The following is a 25,327-nucleotide window of genomic DNA, read 5'->3' as shown; positions in this document are numbered from 1 at the left end:
TAAAACGTGCGTCGGTCTCATTTATACCTAACGCTTTCTTCATTCTTCATGGCTTCACCAGTCTTAGCGACGTCCGATTTTAATCTGCCTTTTGTGAACACGGCAGGATTAGGAGTGGCTTATGCCGATTGGGCTACTGCAGCCAGTGATGCGAGTACGGCGTATACAAATCCGGCGGGGCTAGTTAAACTGACTCATCAACAAATAGTCGGTAATGCATTGGGTATAATAGGCACGGCTCGATTCACAGGAACTGCAACGACCCCAACATTTCCCTTTCCATTCCCTGTCGTTCAATCTGGTGAGGCAAAGAGCCAAATTAAGGCTTTTCTGCCTTCATTTTATTATTCTGCCCCTTTAAACCAGCGCCTTTCTTTTGGTTTTAATTTAACGACTCCATTTGGATTGGGTACGAATTATGGTTCTACACGTTCCGCTATAGCGCGTTATGCTACTACGCGTGCTCAAGTTGTGGGAATTGATGCAGGTCCAAGCTTAGGGGTAAAAATAACCGATCGTTTTTCTCTTGGAGCGGGATTCGATGCGCTGCATCTGTCATTCACCCTAAATAATATGTATGGCCCTCCTGTTTCTTTTCCTTTTGATTCAAGACTAGAAAATCATTTAAGTGGCTGGGGGTATGGCTGGCATGGGGGGGCTTTATTTGATTTTTCACCCGAAACCCGGATTGGTTTAAGCTATTATTCTAGAATCTCCCTTACTACAACGGGAGATAGTACGGTTCATGCACCTGCAGTAGGACCCGAAGTTGTCGTTTTCAGTACCAATCAACAAAAAACAAAAGCGGCTTTACCCGCCCGAGGCGAATTGAGTTTGCAACATGATTTCACAAAACGTTGGACAGGAATGGCCACTGTCTTTTACACCCATTGGAGTACCTTTAAACAAATAACCATGGAAAATACGCAAACGCCGATGGGAATAACACTTCCAGTTACAATTCCTTTTAATTATCACAATTGTTTTGATTATGCAGTTGGGGCTACATATAAGGCAACTGAAAAAATATTATTCCGTGGCGGGCTTCAATTTATGAGCACTCCCTCAAATGATAGAGACAGGGGTATTGCTGATCCTGTGGGTAGCGCTACCATTTTGGCTGTAGGGGCTCATTATCAACAAGATGAGCACTTAGGATATGATGTTGGGGTGGGACATTCGTTCTTTAACCCGATGTCAGTGAACCTTATCACTCCGTTGACTGCTCTTAAAGGACATACCCATACCCAAACAACTGCAATAGGTGGACAAATTACCTGGGCATTTGCATAGTTTTTATCATCTTAGAAGAAGCAAAGTAGAAAGTCCTAGTAATTGGATTGAAACTTTGGATCGAAAGATTTCAGATAAATTCTGAATTTAGCTTAAAAAGTGTGGAAAATGGAATTATTTTGAACTAATTTTAATGGATAGGATACCACAAATAAGTTGTCCAACCCATAAGTAATGCGATTAATCATGGAGGATTATCAGCATGAAAAAAATAACCAATTATGATCAATTCAAGAATATTCTTCCTTATTCGAGTGAAATGTTTGGAGTATATCAACCATTAATTGGCTGGAAATCAAAAAGAATATTGAAGCGTATAGAGAAATTTGCCCAGTTACAAAATGAATTTTTGCTGGATCAGCTGACGAAACATTTTGTAAGTGAAACATCCATAGCAGACGTTGATTTACGGAGTTGCCTGTTAGAAAATCCTCATTTTGATTTGGGGGAGTTCTCACCTTCGGGTAAATTGTTTAATCAACGCTCCATTTTATTACAAGAGCTGCGTAGAAGATTACAAAAAAAAATAGTTAAAAATGTTGATGAATGGCGTCAGTTTATTGCGGATAATGATTTAAAACGTATCCTTCATGAACATGTTTTCAACTATTATAAGGAAGAATTCCATGATAAATGTGAGCGGGTTGGTACTTTAAGATCGAATCCCGGCGAGACGAATGACGGACAATTTCAACGGGTTATGCAACGTAAGGAAGATCTTTATCAGCAACTTGTTACTCAATTGAAAATTGAATCGATTATTGCAAGAGTTATTATGGAATTGGTTAATAATCAATCTGTTGCTCCATTGAATAAAATATTTTATTCCAATGCCAAATACAACAGCAAGGAAGCATTTTGGGCCATTGTAAAGAACTATTCTGAGGATTACAAAGACCCCTACCTGACGTTTGATCCTAAAAAAGATATCGATAATGTCTCTTTATCACCGTTAGGTATCGTACACTTATTTCGACAGTATTTTTTTGAATTTGATACGTTTCTTGGCTCACCGACAGGTCATGTTTGGTTAGCCCCAGGATCCACAGTAGAGCTCATTGAAATGAGTACACGGAAAACAATTACTGAAAAAACATATGAAACTGAATATGAATCGATTACAAAGACGGAAAAAAGCACCACTGATCAAGATGAAATCAGCGAAGCTGTAAAACAGGAGAATAAAAACGATTTAAAATTAGGTTTTTCAACTACTGTTAACCAATCATGGGGAACGGGCAGTGCTTCTGCTACGGGTAGTTTAAATATGGATAGAACGCAACAGACAGCACGAGAAACAACGCATAAAAAAATGCGTGAACAAACGCAAAAACTTTCTTCAGAAATTCGGGAAAATTTCAAATCTACCTTTAAAACCATCACTGAAGAAATGAATACTTCTAGCAAACGTTATGTTCTATCCAATAATACCCCTGATTTGATTAATTATGAATTACGTAGAAAAATGCGTCAGGTGGGGGTACAGGTTCAGGATATTGGTAGTTTTTTATGTTGGGAAACTTTTGTCGATGAACCCGGTGAGGATTTAGGATTGTCTACATTAGTGCATATTGCCAAGCCTGCTGATTTAATTCCTAAACCAGTCATAACAGAAACTGTACCTCCTCCGGATACATCAACTAATTTTACTGCGCAAGCTGTTTGGGATTTTGGTGATAACAGAAAGAATAATAAAGATTTTCCTGAATTAGGATTTGTTCCCTTGACTACTTTTCAAGTTCCACCTCCTCCTGATGGTTTTGAACTGCAAAAATCAAATTATCCTGATCGTTATATTAATATTAAATATGTCTCACATAGTGGTGAAGATTCTGAAAATGCAATTTGGGCTTTTAATGGCAAATTTACTCCAGATTTTTCACAAATTGAAATAGGGGTTATCACTGCACCAGACGGATTGGAATGGGATGAGCGAATTGATTTTGTTGTAGGAGGGACACTGCATTACACTACCTCAGCAGCAAAACTTGCTGAAATTGCTGCAAGTAATGCGTCCAAAAAGGCTGCAGCCGTTGATATTGATATTGCTAATGCTGAGAAAACGCGACAAGCTTTTCTGGCCGCTGCTAAAGAACGAATCGAGATGGCGAGCAATATTACCAAACGTAAATATGAAGATTTACGAGAAGAAGAACGTATTATTGTTTATCGTCGTTTGATTAAATCCTTGATGACCGATATTCATTATCAGGTAAAAACAGAACCTAAAACCTTACATGTATTATCCGAATTAATTAATTCTATTTTTGATGTCAATAAAATGCTTTATTTTGTTGCTCCTGAATGGTGGAAACCACGTAAAAAATTCAGTCAATATTTGGGAGTAGGTGATTTTCAAAGTTTGACCGCGGACTCGGTAAATTGGTCAGATAATGTGGCAAGAGAAGATAATTATTTAATTACTGATAAGTCACAACCCGCGCCAATGGGAAGTTCTCTTGGATGGTTATTGCAATTGGATGGAGATAATTTGCGAAATGCATTTCTCAATGCGCCTTGGGTAAAGGCAGTTATCCCCATTCGTCCCGGCAAAGAACGTGCAGCGATAAATTGGTTAAAAAATGTCAATGTGGAAGGGGCTGATGGTTTGGATGCTGCATATGCCGCACCACAATCTGAATTGGACGAAATCAAAGCTAAATTATTGGCGATTGATCCGGCGGATGAAGTAGGATCCCATACCCAAGTAACTATTAATGATGCCATTCGCTTTTTGTGTACTCAAGTTGCACAAAAACATGAAGAATCCAATAAAACGGATCATTATCCTAAAGGGGCAGAAATTCATGATGATGATAAAGTTTCAGCAACCCCGATTGATAAAGTCTATGAATATGGCTTTTATCCTCTGCAAGGAAGCTTTCGTTATGATCCCGGGAATCCTGATCCCAATAATCCTGATAGAAATTTTCAGGTGTTTGATCAATGGATAGAAATACTGCCTACGGATCAGGTAGTACCCGTTAAGGTCACTTATAATCCTCTTACGGGAAGACAGGAACCTCCGGTATAAACAAGTTATTTATTTTTTGAAAGTTTTATAGAGCACAATTGAGTCGTGATTTAAGTTGATTTAAAAGAGGGGAATTCGATTATGGTCGGCCCAGTAGCACCTGCTGTTCGTCAAATGGATAATTATGGCGAGGAAGTCAGCAATGCTTTTGATGATGCTGAAAATGAGTTTTTTTCCTCGGGGAAGCATTTTATAAAAGATGATGTAATTAATCTGATTTCAAAATCAGGATATTTTAGAGTGGATTCCTATGAAAATACGTCAGCAATTGATCGCCACTATGTTGTTTTTTTCTTTAATAAGAAAAATTATGATATGACCAAAAATCCGGAAGTATTTGAAGTTCATGGTACTCTTGCTCAACGGTATATCGAACTTCATAGAAATCAGCCTAATATCACGGACTTTCCAATTGATAACGATCGTCCATTAAAAGTAGATAGCAATTATGTTATTTCAGTAGAAAGTGAATCAGCACTGGTATGGAGTAATGCCACCAATAAGGTAACGCAAAGAAAATATTCTGAATATAAACCGGCTAATGAAAATACATTGGTTGCTTTTACTGAAGAATATCCCATTACTGATACGAATATTAATTTTAAAAATTGGAAAAATTCTAACTTACAAAGCTTATCTACCAGAGGAGCCGGCAGACCTACGCAAATTCTTTTACACGAAACAGCCGGTATGAACATGGATGCTTCAGCTGCTTTCAATGTGCCCGCACACTTTTTGATTGGCAATATTAAGGATAACAAAGGAACTATCTTTCAAATGGTTGATATCGCGGCCAATGTTCCTCATGGGGAAATTACTAATAGCAGAGCCATTGGCATTGAATTTGTTAATGCGCCATTTGATATTTGGGAACAAGTTCAAGATCCGAATAATCCTCAAAGATCCATTGATAAAATACCCCGTGTTAAGTCCAATTTCGGTTTAACCAGCAGTACCCAGGGTATTTATCTTCATGTGGAGAAGATTAATATTAAAGATGTGACCATTAACAAACCGGTTCAATTTATTCCATTAGAGTTTTCTGATGTCGAGGAAAATGGGTTCTTTGAAGTTAAAATTCCTGAAGATAAGTTATTGAACAAAACAGCCTTATTGGCGTTCAAAATAAACGGCAAGGAGATCGCGATTGAGAAAGATAAAATTGTGACGATTCAATACTGCAAGCCTGGTAAATTTGAGCATTTAAAATACCTAGTTGAACTCTTGTATGGTAATGACTTAATTAAAGATGCTGATTTTGAAGAGGGAGAATTTTGGAAAGGTGTTTATTATGACCCTGAACAAGACAAGACCTTTTATATTTACCAAAAACTTTTTACAGAAACGATAACCACGACAGTAAATCCGGCAGGAAAAATGATCAAAAAAATGATCATGCATTTTACGATCAGTCTGGTAGAGCCTTGTATTTTTTGTCACGCCCAAATTGGTCACCATGTTGACGGATATTTACAAGGTTTATACTTGTATTTAAGAATTTATGAAGAATTATCGATTAAAGCAACCTTACAATACATGATATTTTATTTAACTTCAGAAAAAACAAGTGCAGAGAAGATCCCTTTGGAACTAAGCGAAGAAACTACAGTAACTAGAACTTCAGAAATCAATTCAGCAACTAATGCAGAAACTAATATTGATATTCAGTTTTCAAAGCCTGTAAGTCCAGCAATAATTAAAATTAATAATTTTCTAGAAATCGATATTGACGCTGCGAAAACCAAGTTTCCATAGATAAGAATTAATGATATATCTAAGGAAATTCAATGTCGTATTCTCATTAGGTTATGAGGGAAAATAGTATGAGAAAGATAGTTGTTTTATCATTTATAACTCTTGACGGAGTCATGCAGGCTCCTGGCGGCCCAGAAGAAGATCCCACGGGAGGATTTAAACATGGAGGCTGGGTCTTTCCTTATTTTGAGGAGTTCCTTGGCAAAGTGATGGACAAACAAATGGGACACCCCTTTGATTTATTGCTTGGCAGAAAAACCTATGAGATATTCGCTGCTTATTGGCCCTATAAAAGATGACCCGATCGCAGATAAATTCAATCGTGTAAAAAAATACGTTGTCTCGACAACGCTTGGGACTCTTAGTTGGCCGAATTCTGTACTTATCAATGAAAACATTAATGAAGAAATTAGAAGGCTTAAAGCGGAGGACGGGCCTGAATTGCAAATTTATGGTAGCGGTATTCTTATTCAAACACTTCTGGAGCAGGACCTCATCGATGAATTTTGGCTAAAAATATTTCCTATCACGCTTGGAGGTGGCAAACGTCTATTTGATAAAGGTACGCTCCCGGCTGGGTTCAAATTGTTGGAAAGTGGAGTTTCCCCAAGTGGGGTTATTGTTGCCTCTTATGCGCGAGCAGGAGAGGTTAGGGTAGGGTCTTTCGCACAGGATAAACCCTCAGAAGCAGAACTTATTCGTCGTAAAAAACTTAAAGACGAAACAAAGTAACTTGAGCATAAGAAAACAAATTGCTACGTATCAAATCGAGACAATTTGGTTGTTTTCTTCAGTCAGCGAATTTAGATCACAGGTTTTAGACCTCAGATTCAGCCGTATTAAAATGCAGAAGCTTTGCTGTAATTTTTTGAATTACTTGTGTTCTTATTTCTTTTTCTCTAATAAACAAATGTCCGCTATCAAATTGTTGAAACTCGCAACCTCCTAATGAATGCTCCGCCCACCCTAAATGGTCTTCAGGAGAGACCCAAGTGTCCTTTTTACCTAAGAATACCGTAGTCCCTAAGGTTAAGGGTGCTTCATTACGGTAAGAATAACTTTTCACAATGTTCATATCGCCGATAAAAATTGGTAATAACACTTTAATAATACTCTTATTCATTCGCTCATCGCTGTAATCAACAATACCATTTTCCTTAAACACTATGGATAAGGCGGTTAATTGTGCATCATCTAAGGCGCTGATTCGTTCTGAGTTTAAATCAAATAAATTAATATTCATTTGTTGCAGTTTATTGAGCAGATTATCCAGACTTTTGGAGGGGATGCGTGGATCTGGATAAGCCGATGCAAAAAGATGCGCAGGTTGAGGGAGATGATGACGACGTAAATATCGACTCAGTTCAAATCCAATCAGTGAACCAAAACTATGGCCAAAAAAAGCAAAGGGTAAACTAAGTTGAGGTTTGAGCTGATGGGCTAACAAAGAAACCAAGGTATGGAGATTATCAAGTGGTTGCTCTTCCAACCGATTTTCTCTGCCTGGCAATTGGATTGGACATACTTCTATGAAATCAGGGAATTCCTGTTGCCATTCGCGATAAATTGAAGCACCACCTCCACCATAAGGAAAACAAAATAAGCGTACTTGTGCATTTGTTTGTATTTTTCGATAGGCGATCCAGGCGTTATCAAAAGGGGGTTGAGATTCAGTAGTTTCTTCTTTGGAACCTATCCACTGACTCGCTAATACATACTCAGCAATCTCGCTTATGGAAGGGCCTTGCATTATCAAAGGTAAAGAATAGTTGATCCCAATGCTTGTTTCTATGACGCGAATCACCGCCAAAGCCATTAGCGAGTCCATACCTAATTCATGTAAAGACTGCAAGGGACTAATGTCAATTTCAGGCATTGAAAAAATCATGGCAAATTGCTTTGTTAAGTACTGGATCAATTCTTTTTTACATTGTTCATAGGGCAGGGATAAGTCCAGCTGGAATTGGGATTGAATTTCCATGATTTGATTGATTTGAATGGTATCATTGAGGACTGTCATACGTAGATCATGGCAGGCGGCAATCAAGCAGTGGTCTTTATCCAATAAGTACCAATCTGCAATGATGTATTCTCCTTTTGGATGCAGCTCTTTTAATTGGGTGTATACATATTTTTGGTCCTCCAGGGAACCATAAAATTCAAGAGTCCCCATATGGGATGCAATATAGGGTTTGGTGAATTGCTGCGGCAGCAATAAAAAGAGTGTCTGAATGCAGGCATCAATAATTCCGGGGTGCATTTGCGTTACAAATTGTTTCCCACGTTCTGCGGGTTTGGGCTCGCGTAACTCACAAAATAGTTCATCACTATTCGTCCAGTATTGATGGGCCCAACGAATCGTATTACCGGCAGGCATGCCCATGCTTGTTATTCGGTTATAAAACAGTTCCATAGTTCCACAGACCGGAAGTCGTTGCATGAGTTCGGTTTTGGTTTCAATTTTTTTGTAAGAATGGGTGTTATTCAGGACTAACGTACCGGTTGCATGCTCTATCCAGTTTTCTTTGCCATCATTGCTATAAAAGCGAAATGATGAATTGTCGCTTTTTTCATTGGGTTCTATGATGAGATGTACTACAACCGTTTTTTCATCTAAGACCAATATGGGTGATAAATAATTTAGGTTTTGAACCTTAAACGAAATGTGTTGCTGCAATTGTTTTGCTGCATACGCTAACATTTCCAGATAATAGCCGGCATGCAAAACATAAAAGGTATCTTGTACTTCAGGCATTACTTTTGTATCAAACACAAATTCAAATTGTCGTGCTGATAAAGGAGAGGAAAGAGATTTGCCACGCATTGGATAGGCAGTATTTTTTTCATTGAAACCTTGGTCTAGAATGGGCCAGTAAATTTTGCGTTGCCATGGATAAAACGGCATATCTAAAGGCGCATAAACCCGTCCCTCTTCATATTTTTTCCAATCGATGGGTACCTGTTCAACATAGTTTTTTGCTAAAGTGATTTCATCCATGTCGGAAAATTCAGATATTGGAGTGGAATAATTGGATTTCTTTGGTTCGTTATTAATAAAAACCCCCTCAATAGGCGCTACCGGATTTTTGCATAATTGAGCTAATTTTTGATAAAGATCAGCAATTGAATCAGTAATTATTACCAAGCGTTGAGTAAAGTGAGAGCGTCTGATATGGAGGTTATAACAAAGCTGTGCCAAATTGGTTTCGGGATGATTTTTTAAATATCCACACCAGCGGTCGATTAAATCGGTTAATGCAGCAGGTTCTTTTGTTGAAAGCGTAAATAACTCTTTATCCTTAGTAAGAGTGTTGGTACACGTGGGTTGTTCTTCAACAGAAGATTCACGTAACACCAGATGCGCATTAGCACCACCGAAACCAAAACCACTTACCCCAGCAATACTGACCTCCCCGTATCTGGGTAATGGTTCTGCTTTACAGGGAATACTCAAAGAATAGCGGTCAAACGGGATATGTGGGTTCGCATTAGCAAAGTTAAGATGAGGTGGAATTAAACGATTTTTTAGAGCTAAAGCTACTTTAATGACGCTCACAATTCCTGCGGCAGGTTCCAAATGCCCTACATTGGTTTTTACTGAGCCAATCCAACAGGGGTTTTCAACCGCACGATTTTTACCAAGTACTTCGCCTAATGCTTGAATTTCAATTGGATCTCCCAGAAATGTACCTGTTCCATGGCATTCAACATAGGAAACATGAGCTGGATCTGTTTTCGCCATTCGATAAGCAGATCGCAATAATTGTTCTTGTTGTAAACCATTCGGTGCGGTTAAACCATTCGTTTTACCATCTTGATTCATCGCGCTCCCAGTGATTACTGCATAGATCTTATCTTTATCCTGTAATGCTTTGGCAAGCGGCTTTAAAACAATAGAGCCTGCGCCTTCTCCTTGGACATAACCATCCGCCTTGGCATCAAAGGTATGGCATTGCCCGGAAGGAGAAAGCATGGTCGCTTTAGCCAAAACAGAATGGATCGACGGTAATAAATTGATATTTACTGCACTGACTAATGCAGTATCACAAAGCTTCGCTTGTAAGTTTAAGCAAGCTAATTGAATGGCAATAAGCGAAGAAGAACATGCAGTATCTAATACTAAGCTTGGTCCGCGTAAATCGAACAAATAGGATAAACGATTGGCTGCCATGCTGATGGCGCTTCCAGTTGGAATAAACAAAGCATCCATATCTGAGTCTAATTTTTGCAGATGGCTAAACTGACTTGCATATAAACTGGAGAAAACACCCATATTGGAGCCTGCTAAGGCATCAACCGTTAAACCTGCATCTTCCAGGGATTCATAGGCTACTTCCAATAAGATACGTTGTTGTGGATCCATCCGCATTGCTTCACGAGGACTAATACCGAAGAAATAAGCGTCAAATGCTTCAATTTGACGCAGATACCCTCCCCAATAAGGCAAATTAGGATCACGCTGAATGACTTCTCGGGTGCCTTGTAAAAGCTCCCAACGTTCCTCTGGAATTGGCGAAATAATGTTTTTGCTCTGACATAATAACTCCCAAAACTCTTGGGGATTATTGGCTTCAGGTAAACGACAACTCATGCCAATAATTGCAACTGGATCAAATAATTTGTCGTTTTGTTCTTGCAAAAGCTTTTTGAGCTTTTGGATCATTAATAATGATTTTTTTAAAGTCGTTGTCTCATTCATAAGCCTGCTCTAATTCTTTTAATTCCAATTCCAGTAATTCATTGAGTTGTGCTTCGTTTAATTGATCCAAATCAAGAGGTTCCTCTATTTTGAAAAGAGGGACAGGAGAAGGCTCAATATTAATTTGCACACGTTGCATGATGTAATCGGTGAGTTGTTTTAGTGTCGGGTAGCGATATAAGTCCATGGGGGCGACTACATCAGGGAAATGCTTACCCAGTTGCTCGGTATAATCGATGCCAGTAATGGAGTCCATTCCATATTGTTGAAAGGGAGATTCTCTATCAATTTCAGTCACTTCCAATCCGAGTACTGACGCAAAGAGATTCAGGACTAATGTGGTAATTTCCTCCGGGGTTAACGAAGAAACCACCGTTGTTGGCATATTAGAGGCATATTCAGCAACTAAATGTGTAAAGAAATCGAGTTGCTTGGCAGTGGTATTAACCTGTAAAAATTTCTTCCATTGTATCTTACATACGGTAATTTCAGCAGGATTTATTCTGAGAAGATTATGAAACACGGCAATGCCTTCTTTAATACTTAAAGAAGCCATCCCTACAGCATCTAAAAATGCATCATGATTGTGTCTGTGGCTCATTCCTTTTTCTGACCAGGCGACCCAGTTAATACTTGATGCTGGTAAGTTCAAACTACGACGATATAAGGATAGGCCATTCATAAATTCATTAGCTGCTGCATAAGCACTGAGGCCTGCCATGCCAAAATGAGGAACCGCCGCAATGGAAGAAAACAGCACGAAGCATGATAATGGAGCCTGCAAAAAGAGTTCATGCAATACCAAGGAACCGTGTACCTTTACACGTAACACATCCCTCCATAATGTTTCATCCATCTCGGCAATGGTGACATTATCGGTAGTGACGCCCGCTAAATGAAAAACACCATCAATGGAGTGTTGCCATGCTTTTTCGGCCTCCATAATGACCTGACGCATCTGTTCTTGATTGGCTACGTCCACTGCAGCATATCTGACTTGTGCCCCTTTAGCTTCTAACTGCTTGATCCAGTTATTTTTTTCAACTGTGTTAGAGCATAATTCTTTGGTTCCGGTAAGCAAAACAAAACGAGTTCCTTGTGTGACAATAAATTCTGCAACTTCATAACCTAAGGCTCCCAAACCTCCCGTAACCAATGCAGCAACAGGAGCCTTCCAGGCAGGAGGGATTTCATGATTTTGTGGCTCACTATGAGGAAGGAAACGAATGGTGTAACGTTCAGCGGCACGATAAGCAATATGGTTTTCTTTGACTTGATAACGTCCAATTTCCTTGACTAGGATTTTGATATTATGTTCCATCCCTTCATTTACATCCAAATCAAGCAGTAATGCTTGGTATTTTGCTTGTTCGGCGGCAAAAATACGGGTCATGGACCAGAGATAATGCTGCCAAATATTGATGCTATCTAAAGAGCTAACCTGTTGTGATGATTGCGATGCGAGACAAAAGGTTAATTGCTGCGGCCATGAATGCTGCACAATGGCCTGCAACAGATACAGTAACGCATGAGCAGGATCCTTTGAATCGTGTACAGAACATAACTGCTTGTTGCTGTCTATGTCCAGCAGCTTGTCGGCCGAATCTAACGATAATATGAGACCTGTGGATTCCGCGGACAAGCTACGGGGCGTAGTTTGTCGATGTGTAGCTATTTCAGGACATAAATAGACAACGCCTTTTAAATTGTCTTTATGCTGGGCGTGAATTGTGGCAAAGAGTTGTTCGTAATCGGATTTTTGTGACGCATTGACGGTGAATTTATTCTTCTCAATCATGGAGAATTGATCGCCAATAAAACAATAAATCCCTACATTCGTACCCAGTTCTTGTTCTAAGAAAGGTACTGACCCTGGTTCACAGAAAATAAGCCATGTTCCTTCTGTGTCGATTACCCCAAGATGGCATGTTGGTGGGTTTTTTTCCCACTTTGTATGGTAAAGCCAATCTTGAATATCAATCAGTACAGGGTTGTCATCAACAGGTTCAACTACTGGTTGTATTATAGACTGTGCCACCGGTAGGGGTTCTACTTCTTTTGTAGGTATCCAGCAGCGTCGTTTCGTAAATGGATACGTGGGTAAAGAGATAATATGCGGCAATTGTTGTGGGTATAATTGTTCCCAATCTATTTTTGTTCCATTAACCCAATGCTGGACCAACTCTTCATAGCGTGCATCACGGATTAATTGAGTCACCGATTGTGAATTACTTTGAGCATGATAATTCATCCAGGTGTTTGTACCCAGGTGATGAGGATAGTTTGCTAGAGCTACAAGTAATTCATCGGTGTTGGCTGCAATCACTGCAAATCGTGCCCCCATATGCTCACGTCCTGTTTGTAACGTAAAGCATGCATCTCTTAGCCAATTTTCATGTTCTAGATGTTTGTTTTGTTGTAAATAACGGTGCATTTGCTGTACTTTTGCTGTCAAACGGTCTTCATTTAATGCCGATAATAAAAAGATATATGGAATAGGTACCGTGTAGTGTTGTTTTATGGGGGGTATGTATTCTTCAACAATCATATGAACGTTCGCACCGCCCGCACCAAAAGAACTCACCCCTGCACGGCGAGGTACATTATGAGCAGGTTTCCAATCAGTGCATTCTTGTTGGACATAAAATGGGGAGTTTTTAAAATCAATAAATGGATTTAATTGTGTACTATGTAGTGTAGGCGCTAATTTTTTGTGGCGCATCTGTAAGAGTACTTTTGCCAATTGGGATACGCCGGCTGCAGATTCCAGATGACCAATATTGGATTTGACTGAACCCACGGCACAAAATTGTTTGTCTTCGGTATAGTATTCAAAGGCATCTTGCAAACCCCGAATCTCTATCGGATCTCCTAAGGAAGTTCCGGTGCCATGCGCTTCAATATAAGAAATGGTTCGCGCATCAATATTGGCATTTTTTAAGGCTTGTAAAATCACCGCTGCTTGGGCATTGGGATTGGGAACAGTATAACCACTGGTTTTGCCTCCATGGTTCATGCTGCTGCCTTTTATAATTCCATAAATCATATCATTATCGGCAATTGCAGCCGCTAAAGGTTTCAATAAGACTGACCCTACTCCTTCTGAGGGTACGTAACCGGTACCCCCGTCAGCAAAACTCGCGCATCGCCCTTGTTCGGACATAAAATTAAAACTACCCAGGAAGTGATACTTACTTGGATGTAATGACAAGTTAACACCGCCGGCGATTGCCATGGCACAATCACCACGCACGAGGCTTTCACACGCCAGATGAATTGCTGCCAGGGAGGAAGAACACGCTGTATCGACCACAAAACTTGGGCCGTTTACATCAAGGAAGTAAGAAATTCGGTTTGCTACTGAGAATGATTGAATATCCAAAGGCACCCGATTCCCTTTTTGCCACTCCTCTGCGATAAATAAAGGGTAAAAATTATAAGTCACTCCCGCAAAAACACCGACTGAGTTTTTGGCTTTTCGTTTTAATTTGTCGCGGGTATAACCTGCATCTTCTAGCGTGGACCATACAGATTGCATAAACAAACGTTCTTGGGGATCCATTAGTCCTGCATCGCGTGGTGAAATATTAAAAAAGAGGGGATCAAACTTATCGACATCAGGAATAAAGCCTCCATGTGGGAAATAATGTTCTTCACCTCCAACCAGGACAGGATAATCTCGATAATCCCAACGATCTGCTGGAACCTCACCCACACAATCTTGTCCAGAGCTTAAGTTGTGCCAAAATTCATCCATCGAGTTGGCCATAGGAAATGTGCCACTTAAGCCAATAATGGCAATATCCTGAGATGAAGGACTTGCGGGTTTGAAAGTAGATGATATGGGTTTAACCGCTTCCACCTCAAGAGAGGATGACGCCGGCATAACGTCGTTCGTACCTAAGAGCGTCGACAACTTGTCTTTATAATTTTTTATAAAGTATTGAGCTAAATCATTTAATCGATTACGTTCATAAAGTAATGTTTTGGGTAAAGTACCAAAGTCTTTTTCCAGACGGTTAGTAATTTCCAAACCAATTAATGAATCAACGCCATAAACTTCATAGGTCTCATCTTCTTGGATAAGTTCTGCTGAGGTATGTAATTTTTCTGCGAATATCTGTTGTAAATAAGCTAAAGTCTGACCCGAGAAATCCATTACTCCTTTAGTATTCACTGGAGCTAAGGATTGGGGACTTGCCAGAACCTTGGTTTCCTGATCATACCAATAGCGTTGTCTTATGAATGGGTAGGCGGGTAAGGAACCTACACGCTGTATTTTTTCCCCGAGATACACCTGTTGCCAGTCAATGACATAATGTTTCGTATATAAATCAGCCAGAATAAATAACTTATGACGGTATTGAGCGGAGTTTTCTGGTTGATGCAAGCCGTGGATTGCAGCCTGATACACTTCATCAAATACTGGTCCCTGGATCGTGCAGGTTTGGCCTTCATTCATCATGCAATAATCAGGTATTTCATGGTTACTTAATAAGTTTAAAGCATGACATAAAGCATCAACAGAACTCACCACCAATCCACAGCGGTACATAAAATGTGCTCGGCCCACATTTAGGGTAAAACTAAGTGAGGGTAAGGAAATCGTATCTTTATTCTGATTAAGCCATTGGTGCAGATCGACAATTTTTTGGGATAAACTTTGCTGCTGCTTCGCAGACAGGGTAATTAAATAATAGGGTTTAGCCTGATGGTTCTCCGCTATTCTTTGATGGGGGCGTCCCTCCTCAAGTACGACATGAGCATTCGTGCCACCAAATCCAAAAGAGCTGATTCCAGCGCGGAGCGGGATGTCTACCCCGGCATCATTTTTGATACGTTTCCAGGCTTGAGTTTCTTTGATAATAGTGAAGGGTGTATCGTTTAAATTGATGTACGGGTTTAATTCTTGTAAATGCAAAATACCTGGGAGCGTTTCGTGGCTCATGGCCAAAAGCAGCTTGATGATTCCTGCAATTCCGGATGCAGGTTCTAAATGACCGATATTTGTTTTTACAGAGCCTAACCCAATCCAATTTTGCTTTGTTCTCGATGTACGTAACGAGGAAAATGCCAGTTTTAAGCCTTCAACCTCAACAGGGTCACCTAAAGCGGTTCCTGTTCCATGAGTTTCAATATAGGATACAGTATCTGGATCTAAATTGGCTTGGGTGTAGGCACGTATTAATAACTCACTCTGCGCTTTAGCATTCGGTGCCGTCAAAGATTGGGCTTTGCCCCCATGATTTACTGTTGAGGCTTTAATGACTCCGTAAATATGATCCCCAGCTTCTTGAGCCTGTTTTAAAGGTTTGAGTAAAAGACTGGCGACCCCTTCTCCTTTAACATAGCCATTTGCGCTTTTATCAAAAGTCTTGCAGCGACCATCAGAAGATAAGGCGCCTAATTGGCCAGTAACTACTATGGTATCTGGACTCAAAATGAGGCTAACGCCGCCTGCAATGGCTAAATCGCATTCGCCCTGGCGGATTGCTTGTACTGCGCGATGAATGGCCACCAATGAACTTGAGCAGGCGCTATCGATGGCTTCACTCGGCCCTTGAAAATTGAAAAAGTAGGAAACACGATTAGCAATCATGCTGTGTGAGTTTCCGGTAGCAATAAATCCATGATGTTCTTTTTGCTGTTTGGCAATTAAAGTTTGATATTCACTAAATTCAACACCGGCAAAAACACCCACATTTTGTGAGGGAAGTGCAAAAGGGTCGTAGCCTGCATCTTCAATGGTTTTCCATACCGTTTCTAAAAAAAGTCGTTGTTGTGGATCCATAAGATTCGCTTCGCGGGCCGAAATGTTAAAAAATCCGGCATCGAATTGATCGAAATTGTTGATGAAAGCACCCCATTTGGAATTGCTTTGATGTGCTTCATTGCCATAATAATCCCGCCAGTCCCAACGTTCTTTAGGAATTTCAGTCACTAAATCATGGCCTTCCACTAAATGCTGCCAAAATGTGGCCAGGTCATCGGATTGGGGAAAAAGGCCTTGCATACCAATAATAGCGACTGCTTCAGTTTCGCTTGGGACAATACGTCTGGTTTTTATAGTAGGGATATTTATAGGCAGATAAGCTACTTCCTGATGTGCCTGTGCTACTGCTTGAGGAAATTGATTAATTAGGTATTCGCTAATCGCAAGTACACTACTGTGGGTAAAAAACACGGCAGGAGTGAACTCGATTTGGTAATACTCCGTAATTTTTTTTGCCAATTCAATAAAATGCACGGAATCCATCCCATATTCACCAAGATTTTTTTCCAGTGCAATTTTATGTTGGGTAATTTTTAGTATCTGGATTACTTGCCGAATAAGATAAGAATGAAGTTTATCAAGAAGTGCATTTTGAGTTAATGCCAGATTTGTTTGTTTATTATCGATAGAGGCGGGTTGTCCTTCATCAGAATACCAATAGCATTCCTTAGCGAAAGCATAAGTAGGTAGTGAGATTTTTTTCCTGGATTCACCCGCGTGAATTTGCTGCCAATTCAGATTTTGCCCTTCTACATAGAGTTTTGCCAACGAAAGTAATGTCTCTTTATATTGAGAAGGATTTGACAATTGCTGCATTATTACAGGTAAAACGCTAGAATGAATCAGCGTGTTTGCAGCATTTTGTCCTGCATTCATTTGCACGAACAATAGTGGAGAATGTTGGTGTGCTTTAAATTGTTGGATTATTTGTATTGCTTCATCAAGCGTGCTGACCACCATAGCGCAACGGCAATCAAAATGACTCCTACCTGCATTTAAGGTGTAACTCACTTGTTCTAGTTCAGCAAAAGGGTTTTGGCCTAACCAACTTAATAAATCATCGAGCCGTTGATTTAAGGCCAATTCTGTTTTGGCAGATACGGTGAGTAAATAATGCGATTTATTCCTGGTCGGGGTAGGTTGTATTTCCGGTGATTCGGATAAAATCAAATGGGCATTAGACCCTCCCGCACCAAAAGAACTGATCCCCGCAATTCTTGGTATATTGGGTCCAGGTTTTAGCCATTCACTCACATTTTGCTGCACGCGAAATGGTGTCTTAGACCAATCGATATTGGTATTTAAAATTTCTGAAAATAGGGAAGGTACTAGGGTACGATGTTGTAATTGCAACACCACTTTGGTTACTGCAGCAATTCCTGCTGCAGACTCACAATGTCCAATGTTAGATTTTACTGAGCCAAGGGCACAAGGAGATAGTCTTTGACTAAATACTTTATTTAACCCCGCAATTTCAATGGGATCGCCTAGTGCCGTTCCGGTTCCATGTGCCTCGAGATAACTCACTTCATTTGGATTAATATGAGCATTTCGGTAGGTTTCAACAAGCAATTCTGCTTGAGCGTTAGGGCTAGGTACCGTGTAACCGTTTGTTTTTCCACCATGATTAAGCTGGCTTCCTTTAATCACTGCATAAATGAGATCCCCATCGTCTAAAGCTTTATCTAAGGGTTTTAATAGGATTGCCCCCACTGCTTCACCGGGTACATAACCATCGCCGCCCTCACCAAAGCTGCGGCAATGTCCATCACGTGCCAAAAATTTCCCATGACTTAGCAACAGATATTTATTGGGATGCACAGAAAGATTCACGCCACCTGCAAGCGCCATATCACATTCCCCTTCGCGAATACTCTGGCAAGCTAAATGAATTGCGGTAAGCGAGGAGGAGCACATGGTATCCAGTGCCATGCTTGGACCATGAAAATCAAAAAAATAGGAAACTCGATTGGCGATGGAAGCAAATATTGAATTGGTTGGCACAAATGAATGAGCATCAGTCAATTCATTACCAAATAGCTGATATTGCCCATACATTACGCCGACGTAGACGCCTACTTTTTTTCCAGCTAAAGCTTCATGGGGATATCCGGCATCTTCTATCGTTTTCCAGGCTGTTTCTAAAAATAATCGTTCCTGGGGGTCCATCAATGCAGCTTCGCGTGGGGAAATATTAAAAAACAGGGGATCGAACTGTTCCACATCGGTTAAAAAACCACCCCATTTACTGTATGTTTTTCCCTGATTATTTTGATCCCCATCAAAATAATCTTCCAAAGGCCATCGTTCCTTGGGAATTTCGCGAATACAATCTTTTCCCGTATAGAGGTTATGCCAAAATGTGCTCAAATCCTTAGCTTCTGGATAACGACCGGTGATCCCAATAATGGCGATATCTTGCGATAGGGCAGTTTTTTTGGGCATCCTGGGTGAGATGACCAATGGGTGAACGGTATTTATCATTGGAGTGCCAATATCAGATGAATAGGACATTAATTGATGGGCATAATGCTCCATGAAATATTCCGCTAAATCGGCTAAGTTTCGGTATTCAAAAAATAATGTTTTAGGTAATTCACTAAATTCGCGTGCTAAGCGCTGATTGAGTTGCATGATCATCAAGGAATCAACCCCATAGCTTTCGAAAGGGGATTGGGGATCAATATGTTCTGACGAACATTTTAAGGTTTCTGCCAGTATGTTCCTTAAAAAATTTTCAGTGTGATTGCGAAAATTTGCGTTTACCACAGGGCGCTGAGTAGTTGTTGATTGGTTCAGCATTGCGTTATTTTGCAAGGCACTCATGAGTTTTTGTTGATAACCCGGGAGTACAATACAATTGGGGGTATTGTGCTGGAATGCCTGCAAAAATGCAGTGAATCCCTGTTGCGACGATAAACTGATAATGCCTAAGTTTTGCTCAAGCGCCTGTTGGTATTCAGGAGCAATGTGCAACCCTCCTTCTTCCCATAGTGGCCAGTTAATCGAAAGAGTATGTCCAAAACAATGGCCGAGTGCTCTTTGTTGTTCTCGTTCCCAGGCAAACTCATCCAGGAAACAATTAGCATAAGCATAATCACTTTGTCCGGCATTCCCGAACACGGCAGCGACAGAGGAGAACAGTACCAAGAAATCTAAAGGTTCATTAAGGGTCGCTGCATGTAAATTGCACATCCCATAAATTTTAGGAGCTAATACCTTGGCTACTTCGGAAATGGTTTTATGAACGATAAATCCATCATGGGTAAGGCCGGCAGCATGAATAATGCCATTAATTCCCCCGAAACGTTCTTTAGTACTTTGAATGAGGGCTTGGACCTCTTCGTAGGATGCTACATCCGCAGCCAGATAAACGACAGAGGCATTCTTCTTTTCTAATGCTGCAATTCGTTTTTGGTGTTGCTCCGATAGGGTTGAACGACCGGTTAATACGATTTTGGCCTGATAATGCTCTGCCAAATAGGTGGCGAACAAATAACCAAGTTCTCCCATACCTCCAGTAATCAAATATACCCCTGACTCCTTGAGAGCAGGAAACATTGTTATGGGAGAAGGAAGCGGTTCATATCGGCGAACATATCGCTGGTTGTTCCCATCGTATCGAACTTCAATTTCATTTTGAGTTAGTTCTGGTGCAAGGAGTCCAAGATCCTGCAGTTCAATAAAACGACAAGAGATTTTAGATTGTTCTTGATGCAGACTTTTTGCAAAGCCCACTAAAGCACGGGCATAAACACAAGGATTTTTACTAATACAAACCAGTTGTATTGGATTTTTGGGCTTTGATTGGCATATTTGGCGTGTTAGCGTTTGGAGAAAATAATAGGTTCGCTCTAAATTCTTTTGAATCGAATCAATTTCTGTAACTGAATAAGGCCCCTTATTGGAATCGTCCAGGGCAATAACAATACATTCCCGAGGTGAGTCGATTAATATATCTGTACTATAAGGATCAGTCACAAGTTGGCATGAGACCGTTGGAGCTGATACATGCTCCTTAATGGATTGGATTACTTGCGGGTTATTCCCTAAAATCAGGATGGATTCCGGAGACTTTGTTGAGGAACATAGGGATTGAATGCTCCATTGGGAAGAATAATAGGCTACCCTTGTCTCAGGTTTAGGAGATGCAGGCACTGCGCATAAGGTAAATCCCGTAATAACCAATAAGAGTGTTCCCTCTGTATCAGTCACTTGAATATTAAATACAGGCATGTGCTGATTATCTACAGCAGAAATCAAGTTGGCCCGTACGTAACATGTTTTGGTTAAAGCCTTGTAAATATCAATTTGTGTTATGGAAAAAGGCAGGTAGAGTAGGTCGCGATTTCTAAGTAATACCTGGGTAGTCTGTAAAATCCCATCGAACAAAGCGGGATGGAGTACAAATTCATGGTTCTTAAAAGGAAGAATTGCGGGAAGGGTAAGCTCGGCCAAAAGATTATTGTCATCAAAATTTAGGGTTTCAATAACCTGAAAAGCTGGACCGTAGACTATCCCTACCTGTTTAAAATAGGCATAAATTGCATCGGGTTCCTGAGTTTGGTCCAATGCTGATTTTAACTCCTGAATGTTAAGTCCGATGTGGGGGGCCACAGGAGCGCTCTCCGCACAATAGATAGAGCCACTCATATAGGAAATAGCGTGCTCTTTATCAGTTAACACAAACGATACCCAATCGCTTTCAGGAGCTAGATGAACATGCAGAGGATTGGACAAATCCGGAGTTTTTATCGGTTTTTTCCATATTATATTACTTAAGGTGAGTACGTGCTGATTGTTTGAAGCCAGACTTGCAGCAACACGAACCATCTCTAAACACACAGCACCAGGTAAGACCGCTTCATCATGTAACTGATGATCGTGCAAATAAAATTCATTTCCTGAAAATTGCTTACTAAAAATCGATGTCGAAAACGTAGACCTATTTTCATCGATCAATGGATGGATACTTTGATGCGTCTTACTTTTAAGCTCCACCCAATGTGATTCTCTGGCGAAGGGATAAGTAGGGAGCGATATTTTTTCCTGATAATTCCCATAGATGGTACGCCAATCGATGGGTTTGCCTTGTAAATACATACTCTGAATTTGTTTTAAATCAGCAGCCTGCTCATTGGTATTGGATTGTGCTGCTGCGAGCAGATATTGGTCGATATCTTCACTGGATGAAATAGAATTCAAATAGTCCTTTAACTCATCAATCGTCGTCACTATCACGCAAAAACGCTTGGGAAAATGTTGCCGTCCCGCATTCAAAGTGTAGCTGAGAGAAGCTAAAGAAGGAGCATTTTGTTGTCGATCCAACCATTTAAGCAGCTCAGCAGCTCGTTGCTGCAATGCAGATGTCGTGAGTGCAGATAAGCTAATTAGGTAAGCAGAGTTTTGAAATAAGCTTTGGACGCGCTGGGGACTCTCTTCAAGAATAATATGGGCGTTGGCGCCGCCAAACCCAAATGAACTTACTCCCGCTCTTCTAGGATTGTTCGCTGTTTTGGGCCATTGGGTCGGCTGATTCACGAGATAAAATGGGCTGTCCTCAATTTCAATATAAGGATTTAATTCATTTAAATGTAAATTAGCGGGTATCAGTTCATGATGCATTGCAAGTAAAGTTTTAATGATCCCCGCAATTCCTGCTGCAGATTCCAAATGACCAATGTGGGTTTTCACTGCTCCTAAACCGCAATAGTGCTTGGGTAAGGATTCAACCTGTTGTTCCACAGCCAGATGATGAAATGCTTTCTTTAAGCCATTAATTTCAATGGGATCCCCCAACGGCGTTCCGGTCCCATGGGTCTCGATGTATTGAATGCTGTGGACAGGGATTTGCGCGCGCTGACAAGCAGTGATGATCACCTCTGCTTGTGCATTGGGATTGGGCGCGGTAAGCGTATTGACATGTCCGCCATGATTGACTGCAGTTCCCTTAATTATCCCGTAAATATGGTCGCCATCCTCCAAGGCCTGAGTGAGTTTTTTCAATAAAATAGCGCCCGCTCCTTCACCACGTACATATCCATTGGCATCTTTATCAAAAGTTTTGCAACGCCCATCCTCACTTAACATTCCCGCTTGATTGGCAGCAATAAATGAAGTGGGAGTGATTAATATATTCACTCCGCCTGCAAGGGCAAGATCGCAATCACCATGTAAAAGCGCTTGGACTGCTTGATGAACAGCAACAAGGGAACTGGAACACGCTGTATCAATGGTCTCGCTCGGTCCGCGCAAATTTAAAATGTAGGAAATACGATTGGCAATCATGCTATTCATCGTACCTGTTGTAAGATAAGCATCCATAACTTCATTTTTTTGCAACAGTTCGGCGTAATCATGATTAAATACACCCACAAACAAACCTGTTTTCATTGTGGCTAGAGTTGAGGGACTGTATCCAGCATCCTCAATTGTTTTCCAAATGGTCTGGAGAAATACGCGTTGTTGTGGGTCAATTAACTCCGCTTCGCGGGGCGAGATATTAAAAAAAGTTGCATCAAATTGATCGATATGATCAATAAAACCACCCCATTGTACAGTCAAATCATGCCAGTTCCAGCGTGATAGAGGTACTTCACTGATGCAATCTTTACCCTGCAATAAATTAGCCCAAAAGGCATCAAGATCAGGCGCTTGAGGGAATACACCGCTCATTCCGATAATAGCAATATCATTCGATTCAGCAGATGCTGGTGTTTCCTTGTTAAACATGTTTACAACCCCAGGGGCTGCTAATAAATCGGTATAAAATTCTTCCAGAGTGGCATATTCATACAATGCAGCTGGAGATAAGGTTAGTTGATAGGCTTCATTGAGGATCGTAGTGAGGTGAATGATATTAATGGAATCGAAAGAATAACGGCTTAAGGGGGCATATAAGTCGATGTCGTTTTCATCTATGTTCAGTACATTGGCTACTAAAGTGATAAATTGATTTTGCTTACGATGATTTTCATTGGGGTTTGCTGAAATGTTCTGTGAAAAATTCTGAGCTAAAACTGCCAGATTGTGTTCATTATATAATGATTGAGCTTTTTTTCGTTGTAATTTGCCACTACCGGTTTTAGGAAGGGCTCCCTTAGGACTAAAAACTACTTCATGAATATCTACACCATGATGTTTGGTGATTGCATGACGAATGGCATTTTTGATCTCAGGCCATAGTGATTGAGGTGTTTCTTCTCCCAACTCCTGTACAATAATGATTTTTTCTTTGTTGGCAAGTTCTGTAGAAAAGGCGACTTGAGGAAGTGTTATTTTGAACGGGGAGAGGGCATGGGCCACCGTGATTTCCAAATCGAGAGGATAATATTTCTTGCCATACACCACGAGGACCTCTTTTAATCTGCCGGTTAAATAGATTTCATCCTCTTGAATCAACCCAAGATCACCCGTTCTGAAGTAATGGTGATCGATGCCAGGAACGGTTGCATGAAACACTGCTTGTGTTTCATCAGGACGTCTCCAGTATCCCTGAGCGAGTGATTTGCCGGATAACCAAATTTCACCCGTTTCTCCAGCTGCAACGGGACGTTGTGTTTCAGGATCCACAACAAGTGCCTGTAATCCGTGCAATAATTTACCGCTGCTGACTAATCGTCGTTGATGATTCGCATCGTTTTGCTGGATCAATGAATGCGGTTCCGAGCCAAAAGAGGTTACCGCAATTGCACCTGATAATTCGGACATCCCATATGCGGAACAAAACTGCTTTAATGAAAAACCGCAGGAGCCAAACTTAGTAGAAAAATCAATAAGGGTTTGATATTGCACAATATCGCCCCCATTAATTGCGACCTTCCAGTGTTTTAAATTGAGTGCTGCAATTTCTGTTTCTTTGATATCCCGTACGCAAATATCATAACCAAAGTTGGGGCAACCACTATGGGTAACTCGATAGGTTGAAATAGCGGATAACCAGGTAATAGGTTTATTAATGAATGCAGCTGGGGGAACGATAATTGCTTTGGTTCCGTGATATAGCGGTACTAATATTCCACATACCAGTCCATACACATGGGTATGAGGAGCCCAGGTCAAGGTGATGCTTTTTTTCGTGTAATGCCAAACTTTAATCGTTTCTTGCAAACTATGCTGTAAATTTCCATGCGTGATGATTGCGGCTTTGGGAGTCGAAGTTGACCCTGAGGTATATTGTAAGTAGGCTACGGTGTCGTCAGTAATAGGAATTGATTGATAATTTGTTACAGACTTAGTTTTAATTGTATCCGTAGTCAGTATCGGTACTTTTCTCTTTAGAATAGTTTTAATACCTGAGTGGAACGAAGATAAGCTTAAGACTGCGGCAATATCAGCATCTTCTGCAATACTGTTTAGGAATGCCTCATGTTTGGCAAATTCATCTTTTTTAGGGCAGGATACGGGCACGGCAATAATGCCAGCATACCAACACCCAAGCAAACTTGTTACAAACTCAACCCCTGTGGGGTAAAGAAGAATGACGCGTTTGCCAGTCATTTTTTTGGTTTGTAAATGGACGGCAATTATTTTTGCCTGGTAATCCAACTCCGCTAAGGTAAGTTCTGCTGTTTTATGTACACCATCTTCTAGGTAAAGAATTGCTTCTTGATGAGGATTTTTTTGCGCTCTGTTTTGTACTACATTAACAATGTTCTGCATGAGCAACTTCCATTTGCTAAGTCACAGTTGGGTTGCACCATGCTATCAATACTCGCAAATAATGTCATCCTTATCTTGAGAGATATTATTGTAGCTAGTGTGCAAGGGAGCG

Annotated in this window: 7 protein-coding genes; 5 read left to right on the top strand and 2 right to left on the bottom strand. The window is 40.5% G+C overall.

The annotated features are described in order from the left end of the window. Positions 1-6 precede the first annotated feature (6 nt). The 5 genes from ACWTE2_RS29780 to ACWTE2_RS29760 all read left to right on the top strand — a co-directional run bounded on the left by ACWTE2_RS29780 (position 7) and on the right by ACWTE2_RS29760 (position 6,814). Positions 7-1,293 carry an OmpP1/FadL family transporter gene (locus tag ACWTE2_RS29780; RefSeq protein ID WP_454785599.1) on the top strand — a complete coding sequence of 429 codons (1,287 nt, stop codon included), beginning with the start codon at positions 7-9 and terminating at the stop codon, positions 1,291-1,293. Between the two features lie 202 nt (positions 1,294-1,495). Then, positions 1,496-4,327: a peptidoglycan-binding protein gene (locus ACWTE2_RS29775; RefSeq protein WP_454785598.1), complete on the top strand. Its 2,832-nt coding sequence runs from the start codon at positions 1,496-1,498 to the stop codon at positions 4,325-4,327. Positions 4,328-4,408: 81 nt separating this feature from the next. Next, a complete protein-coding gene (locus ACWTE2_RS29770) occupies positions 4,409-6,082 on the top strand; it encodes an N-acetylmuramoyl-L-alanine amidase (RefSeq protein ID WP_454785597.1) in 1,674 nt (557 codons plus the stop codon). Positions 6,083-6,150: 68 nt separating this feature from the next. Beyond that, positions 6,151-6,381, top strand: coding sequence for a dihydrofolate reductase family protein (locus ACWTE2_RS29765; protein WP_454785596.1), 231 nt, complete (start codon positions 6,151-6,153; stop codon positions 6,379-6,381). Continuing rightward, positions 6,344-6,814: a dihydrofolate reductase family protein gene (locus ACWTE2_RS29760; RefSeq protein WP_454785595.1), complete on the top strand. Its 471-nt coding sequence runs from the start codon at positions 6,344-6,346 to the stop codon at positions 6,812-6,814. The genes ACWTE2_RS29765 and ACWTE2_RS29760 overlap by 38 nt, the downstream gene beginning before the upstream one ends. 85 nt (positions 6,815-6,899) lie before the next feature. Here the strand turns inward: ACWTE2_RS29760 and ACWTE2_RS29755 are convergent, their stop codons facing one another. Both ACWTE2_RS29755 and ACWTE2_RS29750 read right to left on the bottom strand, forming a co-directional pair. Continuing rightward, positions 6,900-10,781, bottom strand: a complete 3,882-nt coding sequence (locus ACWTE2_RS29755) for a beta-ketoacyl synthase N-terminal-like domain-containing protein (protein ID WP_454785594.1) — start codon at positions 10,779-10,781, stop codon at positions 6,900-6,902. Beyond that, entirely contained in the window at positions 10,774-25,215 is a 14,442-nt protein-coding gene (locus ACWTE2_RS29750; protein WP_454785593.1) for an SDR family NAD(P)-dependent oxidoreductase, read from the bottom strand. The genes ACWTE2_RS29755 and ACWTE2_RS29750 overlap by 8 nt, the downstream gene beginning before the upstream one ends. Positions 25,216-25,327: the final 112 nt, after the last annotated feature.

The sequence above is a fragment of the Legionella nigrisilvae genome (genome assembly GCF_977063395.2).
Note: the sequence above shows the minus strand (reverse complement) of the source record. Positions and strands in the feature narration are given on the sequence as shown.

What these genes read in the sequence shown, in the direction of transcription:
- ACWTE2_RS29775 (WP_454785598.1), top strand. Translation starts at nt 1,496, where the DNA reads ATGAAAAAAATAACCAATTATGATCAATTCAAGAATATTCTTCCTTAT.
- ACWTE2_RS29770 (WP_454785597.1), top strand. Translation starts at nt 4,409, where the DNA reads ATGGTCGGCCCAGTAGCACCTGCTGTTCGTCAAATGGATAATTATGGC.
- ACWTE2_RS29765 (WP_454785596.1), top strand. Translation starts at nt 6,151, where the DNA reads ATGAGAAAGATAGTTGTTTTATCATTTATAACTCTTGACGGAGTCATG.
- ACWTE2_RS29760 (WP_454785595.1), top strand. Translation starts at nt 6,344, where the DNA reads ATGAGATATTCGCTGCTTATTGGCCCTATAAAAGATGACCCGATCGCA.
- ACWTE2_RS29755 (WP_454785594.1), bottom strand. Translation starts at nt 10,781, where the DNA reads ATGAATGAGACAACGACTTTAAAAAAATCATTATTAATGATCCAAAAG.
- ACWTE2_RS29750 (WP_454785593.1), bottom strand. Translation starts at nt 25,215, where the DNA reads ATGCAGAACATTGTTAATGTAGTACAAAACAGAGCGCAAAAAAATCCT.